We start from the raw sequence: 20,697 nt of genomic DNA, 5'->3' as shown, positions 1-20,697 counted from the left end.
GGGGCACTCCTGATCGGTCACTGGCGGGGTGCCCCTCTCGGCTCGGTGATGGTCGCGACGCGCGAGAGCAGCTCGGTGGTCTGCGAGATGGTGGCGTTGAGGAGCTCGCGCTGCCGGACGCTCAGTCCGGTGAGCGGTGTCCAGTCGCCGTGGTGGTCGTAGGACCGCACGAGGCGCTGCGAGCGCTTGATCCAGCGGTCGGTCCGCGCAAGCTCGGTGTCCCGCGTGCGGAGGAGGGACCGGATGGGCTTCATCGCCGCGAGCGTGCCGGTGAGGTTGGCATCCAGCGTCGCGAGCGAGGTGCCGCTGCCGGCGTCGTCGGTGCCGTTGAGCACGAACTGGACGGCGTTCTCCATGATCTCGTGGGACCGCAGGCCGATGTCGATCGTGTTCAATCGCTCGCCCTTGAAGTCGGCGCGCAATCTCTCGACCGCGTGCACGAGCGCTTGGGCCGCGGGGGCGACTGCCGACGGCTTCGCGCCGCCCCACATCTGGGCCTCGATCTTGTGGAACCCGCCCAGGCCGGGGTCCGTTGCCGGGTCGCTGCCGGTCATGGGCATGGCATTGATCGCGTCGTTGTCGTCGCCGAACGCGTCGTAGGCAGCGCCTATCGTCTCGTAGGTCATGTGGCCGGCGATCCAGTCCCTCTTCGCCGCTGCCACGTCACCGCTTCTCAGGTCAGCGTCGAGCGCCCGGACCTGATGCAGCAGCGTCGGGAATCGACTGGTGACCCAGGCGTGGTACGCCTTGATCGGGCCGAACAGATCGGCATCGGTCACCGGTGTCATCGCCGCGGTCGTCGTGCCCGGCTCCGTGCCGGTGACCGTCACGGCAGGCCCCGGCAGACCGTCGGCATCGGCGGGCAGACAGTAGAACCGGTAGTGGCCGGGCCCGATCACCGCGCTGAACCTGCGCGTGACGTCGACGCCGATGCCCTCGGCGTCGAAGTAGACCTTGCCGGTGCCGACGTTCTGCAGGTACACCTCGACGCCAAGCGAGGAGTTGTCCCAGAGAGCGAACGTCTGCGGACCGGCCTTGCCGCCCTTCCAGCCGACACCGCAGACGTCGGCGCCGACCTCGACGGGGATGCCCGGCACCGAGGCGTCGGCGTGCGCGGGCTCGGCGGCCGTTTCGGCCGGATCCGAGGACGGCCCGTGCGGACGGCCGAGCGCAATCAGCCCTGCGGCGACGACCAGTACGGCGACGGCAGCGCCGGTCCGTCGCCTGGAGGGGCGACGCCCATCCCGCTTCGGACGCTCTCCGGGGTCCCCGGTCACTGTCACGTTCCACTCTTCCCGGCCGCTCGCGGCGAGCGATCGGGGAGAGTCTTGGGGCGTTCCGAGAATCGACCGCCTGCTTTACCCGGCCAGCGGGTGAACGAATGGCAGCCGGTGGGCGACAGCACTTCCGCAGGCGAGCACTCGGCATGTATGAATCATGTTTTGGTCATGGTTTGATCAGGATCTTTGCGTGCTCGCCGGCATCGGCCAGATCAGCGAAGGCGTCGGCAACGCCCTCGAGGCCGACCGTTCCGGTGACGAGCGGGGTCGGGTCGAGCCTGCCGGACGCGATCCATTGCAGGACCTCGTGGAACTCCGCAGGGTCGTAGCCGAAGACGAACCGGAGGTCGATCTCCTTGCCGATCGCCACCGAGGGCCGGATGGCGTCGGGCTCCATGCACACGCCCACCACGACCACCCGCGAGCGCAGCGGTGCCTTGGCCACCAGGTCGTCGATCATCCCTGGCACGCCGACGCACTCGAAGACGACCGGACCCTTGGGCACCTGACCGGCCTTCTCCGCCAGCCGCATCAGTCGCGCCCATGGCAGGCCCGGCACGCTACGGGCCGCGCGCATGCTGCCCAGCGCCAGGTCGAAGAGCGCCTGAGCGCTACGGAGGTGGCCACGGCGCTCGCCGTACGCGTCGAAGGGGTCGGTCTCGCGCGGATCCACGACGATGTCGGCCCCACACCGCTTGGCCAGCTCCCGCCGGCCCGCGGACAGGTCGGAGGCGACGACGGTCCTCACGCCGGCGGCCTTGAGCAGCAGGATCACCGCCAGCCCGATCGGCCCGCAGCCGACGACGACGGCGACCTCGCGCGAGCCGATCTGGCTGCGGCGCACGGCGTGGTGCGCGACCGCGAGCGGCTCGACCAGCGCGGCGTGGTCGTCGCTGACCTTCTCCGGCACCGGGAAGGCGAACGCCTCGGAGACCAGCACCTGCTCGGCGTAGCCGCCGGGTGCCTTCGGCGAGAGCCCGGTCAGCTGGACGCCGTCGCCCGTGCCGAGCATCGGCAGGGCCACCACCCGCGAGCCGAGCTTCCAGGAACCTCGGGTCTTGGGCCCGTACGCCGCGATCGTCCCGACGAACTCGTGTCCCAGCACGACGGTGTCGCGCGAGCGGATGAAGTCGGCGTACCCCATCTGTGCCAGCGCGTCGGCGGTCACGTCGCCATGCGTGCGCGCGTGTAGGTCCGAGCCGCAGATGCCACAGCGCAGGACGTCGAGCAGGATCTGACCGGGCCCGGGCTCGAGGTCGGGAACCTCCGCGACCTCGAGACGACCCTGGTGGGTGGTGACGGCTCTCACGCCGCCGAGTCTGGCACGACTCCGGGCGCGCCGGGCAGATACCCGTCACAACCTGTCCCACCATCGCTCGCGCACGGCCTAGATTGGCGGGATGCGCGTCCACCACCTCAACTGCGGGACCATGCGGCCACCGCTGACGCCGGGCCTGGTGGCCCACGTCCTGCTCGTCGAGACCGACAGCGCCGGCCTGGTGCTGGTCGATACCGGGTTCGGACTCGCCGATGGCACCGATCCGGCGGGGCGGCTCGGGCCCGCCCGCCACCTGATCCGGCCGATCCTGGCCGAGCGCGAGACGGCGCTGCGGCAGGTCGAGGCGCTCGGCTTCGCCGCCGAGGACGTGCGCCACATCGTGCTGACCCACTGCGACAGCGACCACATCGGCGGGCTGAGCGACTTCCCGCAGGCCCGGGTCCACCTCACCACCGCCGAGGCACGCGCGGCACTTCAGCCGAAGACCCGCCTGGAGAAGACCCGGTACGGCGATGCCCAGCTCGCGCACGGACCGCACCTCGTCGAGCACTCCCCTCTCGCCGGCGAAGCCTGGCGTGGCTTCTCGGCGGCCCGCGAGCTGACCGAGATCAGCTCCGGGATCGTGCTCATCGGCCTGCCCGGCCACACCCGCGGGCATGCCGCGGTCGCCGTCGATGCCGGCGAGCACTGGGTACTGCACGCGGGTGATGCGTTCTATGACGCGCGCCAGCTGTCCCGAGCCGGCCGCACCCCGTTGTCGCTGCAGCTCTCGGAGCGCTCCTTCGCCCACGACTGGCAGCTGGTGCGACGCAACCACCAGCGGCTGGCCGAGCTCTGGGCCGCAGCGGAGCCGGACCTGCTGCTGGTCAACGCACACGACCCGGCGCTGCTGCGACGTGCTCAGGGTCTCTGACGGGTGCCCCGAGCCCAGGTGCGCCGAGGCATGAGCGCGTCCGTGCTCTGGTTCCGGCGCGACCTGCGACTCGGCGACCACCCCGCCCTCGATGCCGCCGCGTCGGCCGCTGCCGGCGACGGCGTGGTGCCACTGTTCGTGCTCGACGAGACCCTGCTGCGCGCCTCCGGGGCGGCGCGCACCGCCTGGGTGCTGCGCTCGCTGCACGCTCTCGATCGCGACCTGCGCGAGCACGGCACCCGGCTGGTGATCCGGCACGGCCGGCCCGAGGAGGTCGTGCCCGCGGTCGTCGCCGAGACGGGTGCCGGGAGCGTGCACGTCAGCGCCGACTTCGCGCCGTACGGCAGCGCCCGCGACGAGCGCGTGCGACAGGCGCTCGGTGCGCTGCGTGGCGCCGGAGAGCCGGTGCCACTGGTCGCCACCGGATCGCCGTACGCCGTCGCGCCCGGCCGGATCCGGACGAAGTCCGACAAGCCGTTCCAGGTCTACGGCCCCTTCTACCGTGCCTGGGTGGCGCACGGCTGGCGGGCGCCGGCGAGGACCGATGCGAGCACGGTCGACTGGGCGATCTCGACGCACTCCCGCGGCGTGCCGAGCGAGCCGCTTCCCACCGAGCCGTCGGTCGGCGACACGGTGCTGCCCGAGGCAGGCGAGGCCGCCGCCCTCGCGGCCTGGGCGGCGTTCCGGGAGCGGCTGCCGGACTACCCCGAGGCGCGGGAGCGAGCCGACGTCGACGGCAGCTCGCGACTCTCGCCCTACCTGAAGATCGGCAGCATCCACCCGCGCACCCTGCTCGCCGACCTCGGTCCGGACGACGACACCTTCCGGCGCGAGCTGGCGTGGCGGGAGTTCTACGCCGCGGTGCTCGCCGCCTGGCCGGCGAGCGCGCGCGACTACTTCCGCCCCGAGCTGCGTGGACTGCCCTACGTGGGCGGTCGCCTGCTGGAGGAGCGGCTCTCAGCCTGGCAACGCGGCCGGACCGGCTACCCGTTGGTCGATGCCGGGATGCGGCAGCTGCTCGCGGAGGGCTGGATGCACAACCGGGTCCGGATGCTGGTGGCGTCCTTCCTGGTCAAGGACCTGCACGTCGAGTGGCAGCACGGGGCCCGGCACTTCCTGCGGCACCTGATCGACGGCGACCTGGCCAGCAACCAGCACAACTGGCAGTGGGTGGCGGGCTGCGGCACCGACGCGGCGCCGTACTTCCGGATCTTCAACCCGGTCACCCAGTCGCGCACGTTCGACCCCGACGGGGTCTACATCAGGCGCTGGGTCACGGAGCTGCGCTCACTCGACGCTCGTCAGGTGCACGAGCCGTGGCGGCTGACCGACGGACCGCCCGACGGCTACCCCGCACCGATCGTCGATCATGCCGAGCAGCGGGCGGACACGCTTGCGGCGTACGAGGAGCTGCGCCGGCAGGCACGCTGAGGCCTGCCGACGCAGGATCGTGGCGGCGGCTACCGTCGCGGCGGACGCGGGAAGAACATCGCCGTCCGGGCGGTGTAGGCGTCCCAGCCCGGCCGGCCCTCCATCCGCCGCTCGGTCGGCCGCGCGCCGGTGACCAGGGTCAGGAACAGCGTCATCACCACCGGTGCGGGCAGGGTGGCGAGGCCGGCGATCGGGCCGGCCGCGAGCGCGCCGGCGAGCCAGAGTCCCCACCAGACGCAGGCGTCGCCGAAGTAGTTCGGGTGGCGGGTCCAGGCCCACAGCCCTCGGTCGAGCACGGGTCCCCGCGCCGGATCGGCGCGGTACGCCGCCAGCTGGGCGTCTCCAACCGCCTCGAACACCACGCCGATCACCCACACCACCACTCCGAGCACCACCGCCCACGGCCAGCGCGTGTGGGTGGCGACACCGACGACGACGGGCGCGGAGATCAGCGCCACGGCCGCACCCTGCAGCAGGAACACCCGCCGCACGACGGTGCCGAACGGCACCTCCCGGAACGGGCCGCCGAGCATCTCCTCGTAGCGTGGGTCGTCGTGGCCGGCGGCCCGAACCCGGCTCCAGAGGTGGCGGGTCAGCCGCAACCCCCAGAGCGCGACCAGGGCGACCAGGAGCCAGCGCCGCACCGCGCCATCGGCACCGAGCACCGTCGCGACCACGCCCGTCGCCGCCGCCACCGCCACGAAGGCGGCACCCCAGGCAGCATCGACCACGGCGTACCGCCGCAACCGGTGCGACCACACCGCCGCGGCGGTCATCACCGCGCCGGCCGCGACCAGGGTGGTCAGCACGAGCGCCCACGCCGTACTCATCGGGTCACCAGCCGCATCGGGTCACCAGGTCCGTCGTGGCGGCAGCGTGTGCGCGCCGCCGGGACGGACCGCGAGGATCTGGTCCACACCCATCCTGCCGTCGCGGAACGCCGCCGCGCCGCCGACCAGGTAGAGCCGCCACACCCGCACCATCTCGACACCGACGAGTGCGGTGATCTTGTCGACGTTGGTCTCGAACCGCTCCAGCCAGCCTGCGACGGTACGGACGTAGTGCTCGCGCAGCGCGTGCACGTCCCGCACCTCGAGCCCGGCCTCCTCCAGGTAGTCGACGGTCTCCCCCACCGGCCGCATGTGCATGTCGGGTGCGATGAACGACTCGATGAACGGCCCGCCGCCCGGGTGCCTGCCGCGGCGCGACATCTGCTGCACCAGGACACGGCCACCGGGGCGGACGGAGCGGGCGAGGACGGCAGCGTACGTCGGATAGTTGCGCTCACCGACGTGCTCGCCCATCTCGACCGATGCCACCGCGTCGTAGCGTCCGACGGCATCGCGGTAGTCGCAGAGCCGGACCTCGACCAGGTCCTCGAGCCCCTCGGCGCGCACCCGCTGCTGCACGAAGCGCTGCTGCTCGGCGGCGATGGTCAGACCGACGACGCGGGCGCCGAAGTTTCGTGCCGCATGGATCGCCAGCGAGCCCCAGCCGCAGCCGACGTCGAGCAACGTGCTGCCCGGCTCGAGTCCGAGCTTGGTGCAGATCAGCGCGAGCTTGTCGTGCTGGGCCTGCTCCAGCGTGGTCGCCGGATCGGTGAAGTAGCCGCAGGAGTAGGCCATCGACGGGTCCAGGAACAGCCCGTAGAACTCGGTCGAGAGGTCGTAGTGGTGGTGGATCGATTCGCGATCGCGGGCTTGGGAGTGCAGCCGGCCGCGGACCTTGGCCTGGGTGACCGGAGCCGCGGGCGGGACGCCGACCAGGCGCAGCTCCCGGGCCAGCGCGGCGAGCCGCGCCAGTGCCGTCGCCGACGCCTTCAGCGACGGCCGGCCCACGGCCACGCCCGCGGCCAGCAGCGTCGAGAGGGTCTCGTCGAGGTCGCCGGGCAGGTCGACCTCGCCCGTCACGTAGGCCTGGGCCGCACCGAGCTCGCCCGGGTGCCACAGCATCCGCCGCAGTGCGTCCGGGGAGCTGATCACCACCAGCGGCGCGTTCGTCGGTCCGGCGACGGAGCCGTCCCATGCCTGCAGCCGCACCGGCAGCTCGCCGATCAGCGGCTCGACCACCGCCGCCAGTCGCGGCGCGAGCGGCGCAGCCGCCGTCGTACCGCTCAGGAGGGTGCTGGTCATGACGTGCCCTCCCGCTCGAAGCGCAGTTGCAGGTCGTCGAGGTAGCCGGAGGCGAAGCCTGCACGGGAGTACTCCAGGTAGAAGTGCCACATCCGGGCGAAGACGTCGTCGAAGCCGAGCGCCTCCACCTCGGCTGACGCGTTCCGGAAGCGCTCGTCCCACTGACGCAGCGTCTCGGCGTAGTGCGCGCCGAGCGAGGTTCGGTGGGTCATCCGCAGGCCCTGGCGCCAGGCGTTCTCCGTCAGCGCCTCCTCCGAGGGCAGGAAGCCCCCGGGGAAGATGTACTTGTTGATCCAGGTGTAGGAGTCGCGGGTCGCGAGCATCTGCCGGTGCGGCATGGTGATCGCCTGCAGCGCGACAGCACCGTACGGCGCCAGCAGCCGCTCCAGGGTGCCGAAGTAGTCGCCCCAGTGCCGCCAGCCGACGGCCTCCACCATCTCCACCGAGACGATCGCGTCGTACTCGCCCTCGAGGTCGCGGTAGTCGCACAGCTCGACCTCGACGCGGTCGGACAGACCGGCCTCGGCGATCCGCTTCCGGGCGAGGTCGCGCTGCTCCACCGAGAGCGTCACGGTGTGCACGGTCGCGTCACGCTCAGCGGCCATGATCGCGAGCTGTCCCCACCCGGTGCCGATCTCCAGCACCCGGGTGCCGGCGCCCACCCGCGCGAGGTCGAGCAGCGCCATGATCTTGCGGCGCTGCGCGCGGACGAGGTCGTCACCGACCACCGGACGACCCATCGGATCGGCGCGGAACCACGCCGAGGAGTAGGTCATCGTCGGGTCGAGGAAGAGCGCGAAGAAGTCGTTCGACAGGTCGTAGTGGTGCGCGATGTTGCGCCGGGTGTGCCGTCGTCCGCCGCGGTCGCGCGTCGGGGTCCGCGGCATCGCGATGCTGCGCACCGCCTGCAGCCAACGCGGCGTGAGGTTGTCGACGTCGGCGGCCAGTACGCCGAGGAAGCCCGCCAGGTTCTCTGCATCCCACGCGCCGGTCAGGTAGGCCTCACCGAACCCGACCAGCTTGTCCCTGCCCAGCCGGGCGAAGAACTCCTCGGGACGGCGGATCACCATCTCGGGGCCGCCGCGGCCCACCGTGCGACCCTCGAGCCGGACGGTGACGTCGAGACGCTCGACGGCATGCAGGAACACTCCCCGGGCGATCTTCGCGGCCACGGCCACCGCTGGGCCGCTCGGCACTCGGTCGAGGTGTGCCCAGCTCGTTCGGGAGGATTCCACGGGCCGTTCTGTGGTGGTCATCGCACGCCTTCCTGGTGGTGGACGGGTCGGTTGTGGATCGGGAGACCGCGGGTCCACAGCCGAATGCCGTGGAGCCGGATCAGCAGCGCGTCACGGATTCCGGCGAAACCGGCGATGCGCGCCGCGGCGCTACCGGGGTCGACGCGTCGACCCTGGAGCGATGCGTTGAAGGCGGCGCCGTCGGCCGTCCGAAGCCGGACCGCGATGTCGAGCTGCTCGGTCGGCGCGGGCGCGCGGACGTCGTACTCACCGTCGACGCCGTGGAAGGGCGAGACATACATCTGCTTGGCCAGCGGCGCGGGACGCTCGGGATCGAGCAGGTACGCGTGCCGGTCGCCGTAGGTGTTGTGCACCTCGACGACGGTGGCCAGCGGGCTGCCGTCCTCGCGCTCGCACCAGAACACGCTGATCGGGTTGAAGCAGAAGCCGAACGCGCGGGGGTGGGCGGCCAGCAGCACCCGACCCCGACCCAGCTCGACGCCGTGGCCGGCCAGGAAGGCGGCGAGGTTCTCCCGCACGGTCGACGTCGGGTCGCCGAGATGGTCGCGGGCGGCGATGCTGCCGCGCCAGAAGGCCCGCCAGCGTTCACGCCGGGTGCTGGTCGCAGGCAGCCGATCGAGATCGACCACCCACATGGTGGAGTGGTTGACGAACTCCCGGCGCCACGGCGTACGTCGCAGGTGGCGCACGGTGGTGGCGTAGACCAGCGGCTCGGCCGGGGCCTGCTCCGGTACCTGCTCGGCGGCGGGCGCTGTCACCAGCCGCATCGGTGCGGCGAAGCCGAGCCGGTGGGCCGCGGCCAGCCCCGCGCGCGCCCCGTCCTCGTGAAACCCCCAGCCGTGATAGGCGCCCGCGAAGGCGATGCGCGGCGTCTCGATCTCGGGCAGCCGGCCCTGCGCGGCCACCGACTCGGGCGTGTAGAGCGGGTGCTCGTAGGACATCCGATCGATCACCGTGTCCGGGTCGATCAGGTCCTCGCCACCGAGGGTGACCAGGTAGTGGCGGTCCGTATCGAGCCGCTGCAGCCGGGTCAGGTCGTAGGTGACCACGACCGGTCCCTCCTCGTCGCGCACGCGGCGGAAGTTCCACGACGACCATGCCCGTCGGGCCTGCGGCAGCAGGGTGGTGTCGGTGTGCAGGATCGCGGTGTTGGTGGAGTAGGTCATCGCGCCCAGCACCTCCTGCTGCAGCGGCGTCGGGTCAGCCAGCATGGCGAGCGCCTGGCCGGGGTGGGTGGCGATGACGACCGCGTCGTACTCCTGCGCCGTGCCGTCCTCGGTGCGCACGCTGACGCCGCCGCTGCGCTCCAGCACCTCGACGACGGGCGAGCCGAGCCGGACCGCATCGATCCGCTCGGCGATCCTGCGAACATACTCCCGCGAGCCGCCCGTCACCGTCCGCCAGGTCGGGCTGCCGGTGATCGAGAGCATCCCGTGGTGCTCCAGGAAGCGGAAGAGGTAGCGCGCCGGGTAGACGGTCGCCACCTGGGGGTCGCAGGACCACACCGCCGCCACCAGCGGCTCCATGAAGTCGCGGACGAACCGCTCCGAGAAGCCGCCCGCGGTCAGGAAGGACGCCAGCGTCTGGTCGGCGCGACCCGGCGCGCCGTCGTCGGCGGCCAGCAGCGCCCGCGCGCGCCGGTGGAAGCGCGGGATCTCGGCGAGCATCCGCAGATGGCCCGTGTCGGTGAGTCTCGCCGCGGTCGGGAAGACGCCGCGCAGGCCCCGTGCCCCGGCCCACTCAAGGCCGCGACGCGGGTCGCTGATCGACATCGACATCTCCGAGGCCTGCGTGTCCACGCCGAGCTCCTCGAACATCCGGGTGAGCACGGGGTAGGTGCGCAGGTTGTGCACGATGAAGCCGGTGTCGATGGCCAGCGTCCGCCCACCCTCACGCACCTCATGGGTGTCGGCATGGCCGCCCAGACGGTCCGCGGCCTCGTAGAGGGTGACCTCAGCCGCATCGCGGCACTCGTAGGCGGCGACGAGCCCGGCCACGCCCGAGCCGATGACGGCGACGCGCGCCCGCGTGTGCTGCATCCATTCCTCCGCGCTCCTGGGGACCCGATCGATTCGGGCTCTCATCTGTCCTTCGGAGCCACGGCGGATCCGGATGGGTGCGATCCGAAGTGACTTCCGGCTCCGAACACCCCCCATGAGCACCGAGTCGGCAGGGTCCCTGTACCCGCCTCCGCGACCGCCAGCCGCGCAACCGCCTCGGCGCCGTCCGCAGCGCCGACGTCCGCGCCGGCTTCTGCGCCGACTTCGGGGCACTCCCGGGCTGGTCCTGCTGCTCGCCGTGGGGCCGGTCACCGGCGGGCTGGGTCTGGGCGCCGCTCACCTGGTCGCCGCCTTCACCACCCCTGCTGCCTCGCCGGTGCTCGCGGTCGGCTCCACCGTGATCGATCGCACCCCGACGTCACTCAAGGAGTGGGCCATCGCCCATTTCGGCACCCACGACAAGACCATCCTGGTCGGCTCGGTGCTGGTGGTGGTGCTGCTCCTCTCCACCGCTGTCGGCCCGCTGGCCAGACGACGCCTCGGGTACGGCGCGACGGCCCTCGCCGCGCTGGCCTGCGTCGCGGCCGCGTGCGCTCTGCATCGTCCGGAGGCCACGGCTGCCGGCGCCGTACCGAGTCTGGTGGCGGGCATTGTCGCGGTGGCGGCGTTGGTGCTGGTGATGGGTTTCGGGGCTCGCCCCGCTCGCACCTCGACCACCGGACCGAGTGGCGGCCCAGGCCACAGCGCGCTGGCGTCGCGGCGGACCGTGGTGGTGCTGGGGATCCTCGCCGCGACCGCGGCGGCGCTCGGCGAGGCCGGCCGAGTGGTGATCGGGCGCAAGGCGCGGGAGGAGGACGTCGCGCTGCCGCCGCCCGCCGATCCCGCCCCGCCGTTCCCGGCCGGCATCGACGACACCGTGCCGGGTATCACCCCGTTCCGGACGCCGTCCGACCGCTTCTACCGGGTCGACACCCGCCTCGACGTGCCGGTCGTCGACAGCGGCGGCTGGTCGCTGCAGATCGACGGCGACGTGGCACGGCCGGTCGAGATCACCTACCGCGAGCTGCTGGCGATGCCGATGATCGAGCGCGACATCACCCTGACCTGTGTCTCCAACAGCGTGGGCGGCCCGTACGTCGGCGGCGCCCGTTGGCTCGGCGTCCGGCTCACCGACCTGCTCGACCGGGCCGGCGTGAGCCGCACCGCCGATCAGATCCTGAGCACCGACGTCGACGGCATGACGATCAGCACGCCCGTGACCCTGGCCACCGATGGCCGAGACGCGATGGTCGCGGTCGGGATGAACGGCGCTCCACTCCCCCGCGCGCACGGCTTCCCCGCGCGGCTGGTGATCCCGGGGCTCTACGGGTTCATCAGCGCCACCAAGTGGGTGACCCGGCTGACCCTGACCACCTACGCCGAGCACAGCGCGTACTGGACCGATCGTGGCTGGGCGACCGACGCGCCGATCAAGATCGCCAGCCGGATCGACATGCCGCGCGCACTCGCGACGCTCAAGCCCGGCGGCCAGGTCATGGGCGGTGTGGCCTGGGCCCAGGACAACGGTGGCGTCGCCAGGGTCGAGGTCAGTGTGGACGGCGGCCCTTGGACCGCCGCCCACCTGGGGCCGACGGCGGGAAACGACTACTGGCGGCAGTGGTACGCCCCCTGGCGGGCCACTCCGGGTACGCACAGCCTCGCCTGCCGCGTCATCGACGGCGCCGGCCAGACCCAGACGCCGGCGCGGGCCGAGCCGTTCCCGTCCGGCGCCAGCGGCGTACAGACGATCACGGTCAGTGTGGCGTGAGTCGCACCCATCCGTCGGCGTACCTGCTCCGAACCACTGTCAGACGAAGACATCCCCGCAGACCACGACCATCTGGAGGCATCACCATGTCGATCACCACCCTGCGTCGCACGGGAACCATCGCTGCCGCGACCGCACTGCTCGGCCTCGGGCTGGCCGCCTGCGGCGGCAACGACAACACCGCCGCGACCGACAGCGCCGCCACCTCGATGACGACTCCGATGACCAGCCCGATGACGCCGATGAGCAGCGCCATGGCCGGCGGGTCGATGACCGCGGGCGGGATGAGCAATGCGGCCGCGCAGACCTTCGGTCCGGGCTGCTCCTCCATCCCGACCAGCGGCGCCGGCTCCTTCGACGGCATGGTCAAGGACCCGGTCGCCACGGCGGCCAGCAACAACCCCCTGCTGAGCACCCTGGTCACCGCCGTCGGCAAGGCCGGCCTGGTCGACACCCTCAACGGCGCCGACGGCCTGACCGTCTTCGCCCCGACCAACGACGCCTTCGCCAAGCTGCCGAAGGCCACCCTCGACAAGGTCCTGGCGAACAAGAAGATGCTCACCGAGATCCTCACCCACCACGTCGTGGCAGGCAAGCTCGACCCGACCAAGGTGGTCGGCAAGCAGCAGACGCTGGCCAAGGACACGGTCACCGTCAGCGGCGACACGAGCGGAATGACCGTCGATGGTGCGAAGGTGCTGTGTGGCAACATCCCCACCGCCAACGCGACCGTCTACGTCATCGACACGGTGCTCATGCCCCAGGGCATGTGAGACCGGGCCGACGAGGATCGAGGACAGATGAGCGACCTCAGGCCCGTGCCTGGCGGCGCCCCCGACGAGGGAGCGCCGTCCGGCCCCGACCTGGCAGGGCTGCTGCGCCAATCGGCGCGCGGCGACGAGAGCGCCTTCGCCGAGGTGTACGACGCAGTCTCGGCCAAGGTGTACGGCCTGGCCGTCCGCGTCGTCCGCAATCCCGCACAGGCCGAGGAGGTGGCGCAGGAGTCGCTCCTCGAGGTGTGGCGCACGGCCTCGCGCTACGACCCTGATCGCGGCAGCCCGATGGCCTGGATCCTCACCATCGTCCACCGGCGCGCCGTCGACCGTGTGCGGTCGGCGGAGTCGGCCACGAGACGCGACGCCGCGTACCACGACCGCAACCGCTCGGTCAGCCACGACGAGACCGCGGAGGCGGCCACAGCCTCGCTGGAGGCCCACCGGGTCAGGTCCGCACTGTCGACGTTGACCGAGGTCCAACGCGAGGCGGTCGAGCTGGCCTACCTCCAGGGCTACACCCATACCGAGATAGCCCGGGCGCTCGACCTGCCGGTCGGCACCGCCAAGACCAGGATCAGGGACGGCCTGATCCGACTACGAGACACGATGGGAGTGGGGAGCGGACGATGAGCACTGACATCCACGCGCTGTCGGGCGCCTACGCCATCGATGCGCTCGACGACGAGGAGCGCGCCGACTTCGAGCAGCACCTCGCCGACTGCCCGACCTGCCAGGCAGAGGTGGACGGCCTGCGGGAGGCCGCCGCCACGATCGCCGAGATCCACGCGACTCAGCCGCCCGCCGCGATGCGCCAGCGGGTGCTGGACGACATCCGCACCGTCCGTCCGCTGCCGCCGCTCGTGCAGCGCAGCACCGGCCGGCGTGCCGGCTCCGTACGCCGCCGCTGGGTGGGCCTGGTGGCCGCAGCCGCAGCCGTGATCGCCCTGGGCGGCATCGTGTGGCACCCCTGGGACCGCCCCTCCAGCGGACCGCAGCTCAGCGCCGTCACGCAGGTGGAGAGGGCCCCCGACGTCCAGAGGTTCACCACCAAGGGTCCGGACGGGTCGGAGATGACCGTCTACCGCTCCGTCTCGCTGAACCGGGCCGCAGTGGTCGCCCACGACCTCGCGGACGCGCCCGAGGGCAAGGTCTACCAGCTCTGGCTGCAGGACCCGGCAGGCGTGATGCGCCCGGCCGGATTCCTCGCCGCCGGCACCAGCACCTCCGCACCGCTGACCGGTGCGGTCAGCACCGCCGAGGGTGCGGGCATGACGGTCGAGCCGGCCGGCGGATCGCCGGCGCCGACCTCCGACCCGGTCGCCCTGGTGGCCTTCACCTCCTGACCGAGGGTGACGGGTCTCTCGGCGAAGCATGCTGGACCGCTTCGCCGGGAGACCCGAGACTGAGTGCCATGGCCTACGACGAGCGCCCGGGCGAGCGCTGAGGTGGCGGTCGCCTGGGCGCTGGTCGCGCTGGTCCTCCTCGTCGCATTGGCTGCCGCCGGCGTACTCCTCCGACGTCAGCACGCCGACCTCGTGGCCGGCCGCGAGCGGATCGCGTCACTCGAGTCAGCGGTGCTGCGGCTCGAGTCGGTAGCGGTGGACAGCAGTGCGGACCGCTTCGACGGACGCGCCTTCCGGGTGGCCAAGACGGCCGCCCGTGCCGTCGTCGGGACGGCTGAGCGCCTGCGCGAGGGCGGCGTCGGCGCCTTGGTGAGCGCCTCGCTGGACGAGCTCGGCCGGTTCGTCGCCGAGGACCTGATCGAGATCGAGCGGATCGCCACCCCCGACGGCACCGTGACACTGCTGTTCTCCGACATCGTCGACTCCACCGCCCGCAACGAGCAGCTCGGCGACCGGGACTGGCTCAAGGTGCTGCGCTCCCACGACGAGGTCGTCCGACGTGAGGTGGAGGCCCGGCGCGGTCACGTGGTGAAGTCGCAGGGCGACGGCTACATGGTCGTCTTCCCCGATCCGCTGGCCGGTGTGCGCGCGGCCCTGGCCATCCAGCAGGGATTGCACGCTCGGCGCAGGCTGCGGCTCGCCGACATCCGCATCCGGATCGGCCTGCATACAGGCCGGGTGCTCTCCCACGAGGGCGACTACTTCGGTCGCAACGTCGCGATGGCTGCCCGAGTCGCTGCCTACGGCGACGCCGGCGACGTACTCGTCAGCGACTCCGTGCACGACACCATCGACGGCGTCCCCGGCCTCACCACCGAGCTCCTCGCCACGACGACACTCAAGGGCCTGGCCGGCGAGCACCGGCTGTGGTCGGTCGCCCCCGCTCCCTGACCCGGGGGCGCCCCCGGGCGACGCTTCGTGGCGCGGCGTCCCGTGGCCCGCGCAGAGGGCGCTGCCCGGACGCGCTTCGTGGAGCAGCTGCAGCCGCGCAGCACGAAGGCCGGCCTCCAAGACAGAGACCGGCCCTCGCGTAGAGAGATCCTCAGATCACTTCAGGTCGAACCGGTCGTTGTCCATGACCTTGACCCACGCAGCGACGAAGTCGGCGGCCAGCTTCGGCGTCGCGTCGTCAGCGGCGTAGACCTCGGCGAGCGCCCGCAGCTGCGAGTTCGCGCCGAAGACGAGGTCGTTGGCGGTAGCCGTCCACGTCACCTCGCCGGTCACTGCGTCGTGGATCTCGTAGACGTTCTCCTCGCCCGCCGCGGCCTTGATGTCGGTGCCGGCCGAGAGCAGGTTGACGAAGAAGTCGTTGCTCAGCACGCCCGGGCGGTCGGTGAGCACGCCGTGCTTGCTGCCACCGGCGTTGGCGCCGAGGGCACGCAGGCCGCCCACCAGGACGGTCAGCTCCGGAGCGGTCAGATCCAGGAAGTAGGCACGCTCGAGTAGCAGCGTCTCGACCGGGAGCTTCTCGCCGGGGCGGATGTAGTTGCGGAAGCCATCGCCCCGCGGCTCGAGCACCTTGAACGAGTCGGCGTCGGTCTGCTCGGCGCTGGCGTCGGTGCGGCCCGGGTGGAACGGCACGGTGATGTCGAGGCCACCGTCCTTGGCGGCCTTCTCGATGCCGGCCGAGCCGGCGAGCACGATCAGGTCGGCCAGCGAGATCTTCTTGCCGCTCTGGGCCTCGTTGAACTCGGCCTGGATCTGCTCGAGTCGCTCGATGACCTCACCGGTGCCGGCGTTGACCGCCCAGCTCCGCTGCGGCTCCAGCCGCAGCCGTGCACCGTTGGCGCCGCCGCGCTTGTCGGTCGACCGGAAGCTGGCCGCCGAGGCCCAGGCGGTCGTGACCAGCTGCTGCACGGTCAGACCGGAGTCCAGGACCTTCGCCTTGAGCGAGGCGATGTCCGCGTCGTCGACGAGCTCGTGGTCGACGGCAGGCACCGGGTCCTGCCACAGCTGCGCCTCCGGCACCCAGGGGCCGCGGTAGCGGGTGATCGGGCCCATGTCGCGGTGGAGCAGCTTGTACCAGGCCTTGGCGAACGCCTCGGCGAACTCCTCGGGGTTCTCCAGGAAGCGGCGCGAGATCTTCTCGTACGCCGGGTCGAACCGCAGGGCCAGGTCGGAGGTCAACATCCGCGGCTCGCGCTTGCCGTCGCCCTGCGCCTCGGGGACGAGGCCGGCGCCGCCGTTGTTGACCGGGCGCCACTGGTGCGCACCCGCGGGCGACTTGAAGAGCTCCCAGTCGTAGCCGAACAGGATGTGGAAGAACTCGTTGTCCCACCGGGTCGGGTGGTAGGTCCAGGTGACCTCGAGCCCGGAGGTGATGGCGTCGATGCCCTTGCCGGTGCCGTACGACGACTTCCAGCCGAGGCCCTGCTGCTCGATCGGCGCGCCCTCCGGCTCCGGACCGACGAGGGCGGCGTCGCCCGCACCGTGGGTCTTGCCGAAGGTGTGGCCACCGGCGATGAGGGCGACGGTCTCCTCGTCGTTCATCGCCATCCGGGCGAAGGTCTCACGGATGTCGCGAGCCGAGGCGAGCGGGTCGGGGTTGCCGTTGGGCCCCTCGGGGTTGACGTAGATCAGACCCATCTGGACCGCGCCGAGCGGGCTGGCGAGCTCGCGGTCACCGCTGTAGCGCTCGTCGCCGAGCCAGGTGTCCTCGGGACCCCAGATGATCTCCTCCGGCTCCCAGGTGTCGGGACGACCGAAGGCGAAGCCGAAGGTGGTGAAGCCCATGTCCTCGAGCGCGACGTTGCCGGCCAGGACGAGCAGGTCGGACCAGGAGATCTTCTGGCCGTACTTCTTCTTCACCGGCCACAGCAGGCGGCGGGCCTTGTCGAGGTTGCCGTTGTCGGGCCAGGAGTTGAGCGGAGCGAACCGCTGCTGGCCCTCGCCCGCACCGCCGCGGCCGTCGTAGATGCGGTAGGTGCCGGCGGCGTGCCAGCTCAGCCGGATCATCAGGCCGCCGTAGTGGCCGAAGTCGGCGGGCCACCAGTCCTGCGAGTCGCGCAGTACGGCGGCGACGTCGGACTTGAGCGCGTCGAAGTCGAGCTTCTTCAGCTCCTCGTCGTAGTCGAAGTCGGCACCGAGTGGGTTGCCCGCGGTCGAGTGCGCGTGCAGCACGCTGAGGTCCAGCTGGTTGGGCCACCAGTCCTTGTTGGTGTGCGGACGGCCACCGGTCTTCGGGGTGGGCGAGTCGAGAGCCGGATTCTCGCTCTCGCTGCCGTGGCTGGTCACGCCGTCGTGCGCGACGGGGCAGCCGCCCTCAGCCTTGCGGTCGATGCCCTGTGGGCTTTCCTGGGTCATGTTCATCCCTTTCCGGAGACGGGTTATCAGGCGCGAGCCATGGAGCAGGTGGGGCAGGTCCCCCAATAGATGACCTCGGCCTCGTCGATGACGAAGCCGTGGTCATCGGCCGCGGTCAGGCACGGCGTGTGCCCGACCGCGCAGTCGACGTCTGCGATGACACCGCAGCCGCGACAGACGACGTGGTGGTGGTTGTCGCCGACCCGCGACTCGTAGCGCGCCACGGTCCCCCGCGGCTGGATGCGGCGAAGGAGGCCGGCGGCGGTCAGCGTGTTCAGCGAGTCGTAGACCGCCTGGTGTGAGACCTCGGGCAGGTCACCGCGGACCGCGTTGAGGAGCGAGTCCGTGTCGGCGTGGGGGTGGCGATGCACCGCTTCCAGCACGGCCAGTCGCGGGCGGGTCACCCGCAGCTCGGCCTCGCGCAGCATCTGCTCGTAGCGGCCGATGGAGGACATGCTCGGAGTCTTCTCCGTAATCTTGAAAGAGTCAAGAAAACTCCGGCGGCGCGTCGCCGACATTTCGTTGAATCGCAGGGAACCGACCGAGCGGCCCGAGGCGTCGTACTGTCAGACAGCGTCGACACGGGGGCCAGCCAGGGATGCAGCACGAGCCGGAGTACGCCACGTTCGTCACCGAGCGGTGGTCGACGCTGGTCCGCTCTGCCGTCTTCCTCGGCGCTACGCCGCACGAGGCCGAGGACCTGGTGCAGGCCACCCTCCTGCTGTGCTACCGCAAGTGGGACCTGGTGCGGTCGGCCGAGAACCGGGACGGCTACGTCTATCGGATGCTGCTCAACGTCCTGCGCTCCGACCGACGATCAGCGTGGCACCGCATCCGCAGTCCCCGCGAGGCGATCGACAAGCCGGTGCCCGACGCCACCGAGGCCACCGAGATCGCCGATGCCGTCCATCGAGCCCTCGCGACCCTGTCCAAGGAGCAGCGGGAGGTCGTCGTGCTGCGCTATTTCGTCCAGCTCAGCGAGGCCCAGACCGCGGCGGCCCTGGGGATCCCGGCCGGGACCGTGAAGAGCCGACTGGCCCGCTCCCTGGCGCAGCTGAGCGCCAACGACCATCTCGCCGACGTCACCGGAGGCAGGCCATGACCGACCTCGAAGACCTGTGGGCCAGCTATCCCACTTCGACGCCCCCCATCGATGCCCTGCTCGCGCAGGGGCGCCGGGAGGCCCGACTGCGCCGCGCGCGCCGCGAGGCACAGCTGCGCCGGCGCCGGCGCGCCGTACGCCCCCTGCTCGTCGCCGGCGTGGTCGTCGCGGTCGCCTCCGCGTACGTCGGAACGCACGACGGGCTGCGCGGCAGCGGGGCCGGCGGCTCCGGCCACGGCGCGACGAGCGCGCAGGACGGTGCGGCTGGGGACGCAGGGCTGCGCGCCAGTGCGTTCCAGGCCGACCTCCACCCCGCCACGTCCTGCACCACACTGCTCGCCGACTACCGCCGCCGGGCGGCCGAACAGGTGACCGCGTACGGCTGGGCCGGTCAGTTCTCGGAGGGTCCGATCCTGCACGGCCTCGCGGCCACGACGACCGCCCCGCTCGCGACCCGCAGCGCAGAGGCCGCCCTGGGGAGCTCGGCGACCGGGACCAATGTCCAGGAGGCGGGCGTCGATGAGCCCGACGACGTCAAGACCGACGGCTCGCTGCTGGTCCGCATCAACGATGCCCGACTGACCGTCTACGACGTCAGCGGCCCCGAGGTCGGCACCGTCGCGCACCTGACGCTGCCCCATCTGAGCGGCGGCGAGATCCTCCTCAGCGGCACGACCGTCGTCGCCATCGGCAACGACACCACCCGCGAGGCGAGGGGCGGCACCCGTGTGGAGGCCGTGTCGCTCTCCGACCCGACCCACCCGATCGTGACCTCGGACGTCCGCTACTCCGGCGCGTCGGTCTCGGCACGACAGCACGGCAACGTGGTCCGGCTGGTGCTCGCCGACGGCGTTCCCGACCTGCCGTTCGTGAGTCCTCACGGCACTCTCACCGCCAAGCGGGCGCTCGCCCGCAACCGCGCGATCGTCGCACACACCACCCTCGATGACTGGCTCCCCCGGTACGACGACGGCTCGGGCAGCCGCCCCCTCCTCGACTGCGGTGACGTGGCGCTGCCTCCGTCCGGCCTCACCCTCGGCACCGAGAGCGTCGTCGGCTTCGACGCGAGCACGCCCATGAACCTCGACGCGATCGGCATCGCCGGGGTGGTGGACACGGCCTACGAGTCAGCCGACCGCCTCTACCTCGCATCGGGCGGGGCGGACGGCCTCAGGTGCGATTGCCTGCGCCCAGCCGGAAACGGCCCAGCAACACGTGAGCCGGGGGACGACACCACCACGATCTTCCAGTTCGACCTCGCTGGGACCGCCGCCACGCACGTGGCGACCGGCAAGCTGAAGGGCTCGATCGCGGGCAGGTGGTCGATGGACGAGGCTGATGGCATCCTCCGCGTCGCCCTGACGCACGGCGCCGGCAAGAAGAGGGCGAGCGCTGTTGTCACGCTGCACCCGGTCGGCCGAGAGCTCGTCGAGCTCGCCCGGGTCGACGGCCTCGGCCTCGGTGAGACGCTGACCGCAGCACGCTGGTTCGACGACCTGGCGATCGTGTCAACGGCACGGCGGACCGATCCGGTCTACACCGTCGATCTCGCCGACCCGAGTCGTCCGCGCCTGGCCGGAGCGCTGCACATCCCGGGCTATTCGACCTACTTCCACCCGATCGGCGGCGGCCTGCTGCTCGGCGTCGGGCAGACGGTGGCGTTCGCCGGCGGCGCCGAGGACGAGCGCTCCCAGGTCGGACTCTTCGACATCAGCGACGCCTCCGACGTACGTCAGATCCGCACGGCCAGGCTGCCACGCTGGACCTGGCCGACCGCCGGCGACGATCCGCGAGCCTTCACATGGTCGCCGGACCTGCACACCGCGTTCACCACCTTCTCCACCGCCCGCGGCGGCGCGCTCCTCGGTGTGTACCACGTCAGCGGCGACACGATGGCCAGCCGCACGATCCGCCTCGCCACGGCCGATCCCGCCTCGGTCCGCACGATCGAGCTACCCGACCGGCGCGTCCTGCTGATCGTCGGGAGCCACGTGTCGTTCCTCGACGTTTGAGGA

Annotated in this window: 17 protein-coding genes; 9 read left to right on the top strand and 8 right to left on the bottom strand. The window is 71.7% G+C overall.

The features are described from left to right. Positions 1-17 precede the first annotated feature (17 nt). Both H036_RS23010 and H036_RS0114865 read right to left on the bottom strand, forming a co-directional pair. On the bottom strand, positions 18-1,283 hold the full coding sequence (locus H036_RS23010; protein WP_157417412.1) for an EfeM/EfeO family lipoprotein: 1,266 nt from the start codon (positions 1,281-1,283) through the stop codon (positions 18-20). Positions 1,284-1,446: 163 nt separating this feature from the next. Further along, positions 1,447-2,589 carry a zinc-binding dehydrogenase gene (locus H036_RS0114865; protein WP_017935591.1) on the bottom strand — a complete coding sequence of 381 codons (1,143 nt, stop codon included), beginning with the start codon at positions 2,587-2,589 and terminating at the stop codon, positions 1,447-1,449. 91 nt (positions 2,590-2,680) lie between these two features. On the opposite strand from H036_RS0114865, the gene H036_RS0114860 reads away from it, so the two are divergent. Both H036_RS0114860 and H036_RS0114855 read left to right on the top strand, forming a co-directional pair. Next, positions 2,681-3,472 carry an MBL fold metallo-hydrolase gene (locus H036_RS0114860; protein ID WP_017935590.1) on the top strand — a complete coding sequence of 264 codons (792 nt, stop codon included), beginning with the start codon at positions 2,681-2,683 and terminating at the stop codon, positions 3,470-3,472. A 30-nt stretch (positions 3,473-3,502) separates the two neighbouring features. After that, positions 3,503-4,903 (top strand): cryptochrome/photolyase family protein, encoded by a 1,401-nt coding sequence (locus H036_RS0114855; RefSeq protein WP_017935589.1) that lies wholly within the window; start codon positions 3,503-3,505, stop codon positions 4,901-4,903. 29 nt (positions 4,904-4,932) lie between these two features. On the opposite strand, the gene H036_RS0114850 is transcribed toward H036_RS0114855, so the two are convergent. Genes H036_RS0114850 through H036_RS0114835 form a run of 4 tightly spaced genes read right to left on the bottom strand, consistent with a single transcriptional unit; the run spans position 4,933 to position 10,330 of the window. Beyond that, entirely contained in the window at positions 4,933-5,733 is an 801-nt protein-coding gene (locus H036_RS0114850; RefSeq protein WP_017935588.1) for a DUF1295 domain-containing protein, read from the bottom strand. 21 nt (positions 5,734-5,754) lie between these two features. Continuing rightward, positions 5,755-7,035, bottom strand: a complete 1,281-nt coding sequence (locus H036_RS0114845) for an SAM-dependent methyltransferase (RefSeq protein WP_017935587.1) — start codon at positions 7,033-7,035, stop codon at positions 5,755-5,757. After that, positions 7,032-8,291 (bottom strand): SAM-dependent methyltransferase, encoded by a 1,260-nt coding sequence (locus H036_RS0114840; protein WP_026146074.1) that lies wholly within the window; start codon positions 8,289-8,291, stop codon positions 7,032-7,034. The genes H036_RS0114845 and H036_RS0114840 overlap by 4 nt, the downstream gene beginning before the upstream one ends. Continuing rightward, entirely contained in the window at positions 8,288-10,330 is a 2,043-nt protein-coding gene (locus H036_RS0114835; RefSeq protein ID WP_017935585.1) for an FAD-dependent oxidoreductase, read from the bottom strand. Before H036_RS0114835 ends, H036_RS0114840 begins: the two co-directional genes overlap by 4 nt. Before the next feature lie 259 nt (positions 10,331-10,589). Between H036_RS0114835 and H036_RS0114830 the strand changes: the two genes are divergently transcribed. The 5 genes from H036_RS0114830 to H036_RS0114810 all read left to right on the top strand — a co-directional run bounded on the left by H036_RS0114830 (position 10,590) and on the right by H036_RS0114810 (position 15,168). Beyond that, positions 10,590-12,098 carry a molybdopterin-dependent oxidoreductase gene (locus tag H036_RS0114830; protein ID WP_017935584.1) on the top strand — a complete coding sequence of 503 codons (1,509 nt, stop codon included), beginning with the start codon at positions 10,590-10,592 and terminating at the stop codon, positions 12,096-12,098. A gap of 86 nt (positions 12,099-12,184) precedes the next feature. Continuing rightward, a complete protein-coding gene (locus H036_RS0114825) occupies positions 12,185-12,871 on the top strand; it encodes a fasciclin domain-containing protein (RefSeq protein ID WP_017935583.1) in 687 nt (228 codons plus the stop codon). Positions 12,872-12,898: 27 nt separating this feature from the next. After that, the gene (sigK, locus tag H036_RS0114820; RefSeq protein WP_017935582.1) at positions 12,899-13,504 is read left to right on the top strand and encodes an ECF RNA polymerase sigma factor SigK; all 606 of its coding nucleotides are present in this window, start codon (positions 12,899-12,901) and stop codon (positions 13,502-13,504) included. After that, positions 13,501-14,217 carry an anti-sigma factor gene (locus tag H036_RS0114815; RefSeq protein ID WP_017935581.1) on the top strand — a complete coding sequence of 239 codons (717 nt, stop codon included), beginning with the start codon at positions 13,501-13,503 and terminating at the stop codon, positions 14,215-14,217. The genes sigK and H036_RS0114815 overlap by 4 nt, the downstream gene beginning before the upstream one ends. Before the next feature lie 102 nt (positions 14,218-14,319). Continuing rightward, a complete protein-coding gene (locus H036_RS0114810; RefSeq protein ID WP_017935580.1) occupies positions 14,320-15,168 on the top strand; it encodes an adenylate/guanylate cyclase domain-containing protein in 849 nt (282 codons plus the stop codon). A 156-nt stretch (positions 15,169-15,324) separates the two neighbouring features. On the opposite strand, the gene katG is transcribed toward H036_RS0114810, so the two are convergent. After that, positions 15,325-17,586, bottom strand: coding sequence for a catalase/peroxidase HPI (gene katG, locus H036_RS0114805; protein ID WP_017935579.1), 2,262 nt, complete (start codon positions 17,584-17,586; stop codon positions 15,325-15,327). A 20-nt stretch (positions 17,587-17,606) separates the two neighbouring features. Next, on the bottom strand, positions 17,607-18,035 hold the full coding sequence (locus H036_RS0114800) for a Fur family transcriptional regulator (protein ID WP_017935578.1): 429 nt from the start codon (positions 18,033-18,035) through the stop codon (positions 17,607-17,609). Between the two features lie 143 nt (positions 18,036-18,178). Here H036_RS0114800 and H036_RS0114795 point away from each other — a divergent pair, with 143 nt between their 5' ends. Then, positions 18,179-18,682: a SigE family RNA polymerase sigma factor gene (locus H036_RS0114795; RefSeq protein WP_017935577.1), complete on the top strand. Its 504-nt coding sequence runs from the start codon at positions 18,179-18,181 to the stop codon at positions 18,680-18,682. Beyond that, positions 18,679-20,694 (top strand): beta-propeller domain-containing protein, encoded by a 2,016-nt coding sequence (locus tag H036_RS0114790; protein WP_017935576.1) that lies wholly within the window; start codon positions 18,679-18,681, stop codon positions 20,692-20,694. The genes H036_RS0114795 and H036_RS0114790 overlap by 4 nt, the downstream gene beginning before the upstream one ends. Positions 20,695-20,697: the final 3 nt, after the last annotated feature.

The organism is Nocardioides sp. Iso805N, assembly GCF_000364605.1.
GTDB lineage: Bacteria > Actinomycetota > Actinomycetes > Propionibacteriales > Nocardioidaceae > Nocardioides.
This window is presented reverse-complemented; position numbering and strand designations above follow the sequence as displayed.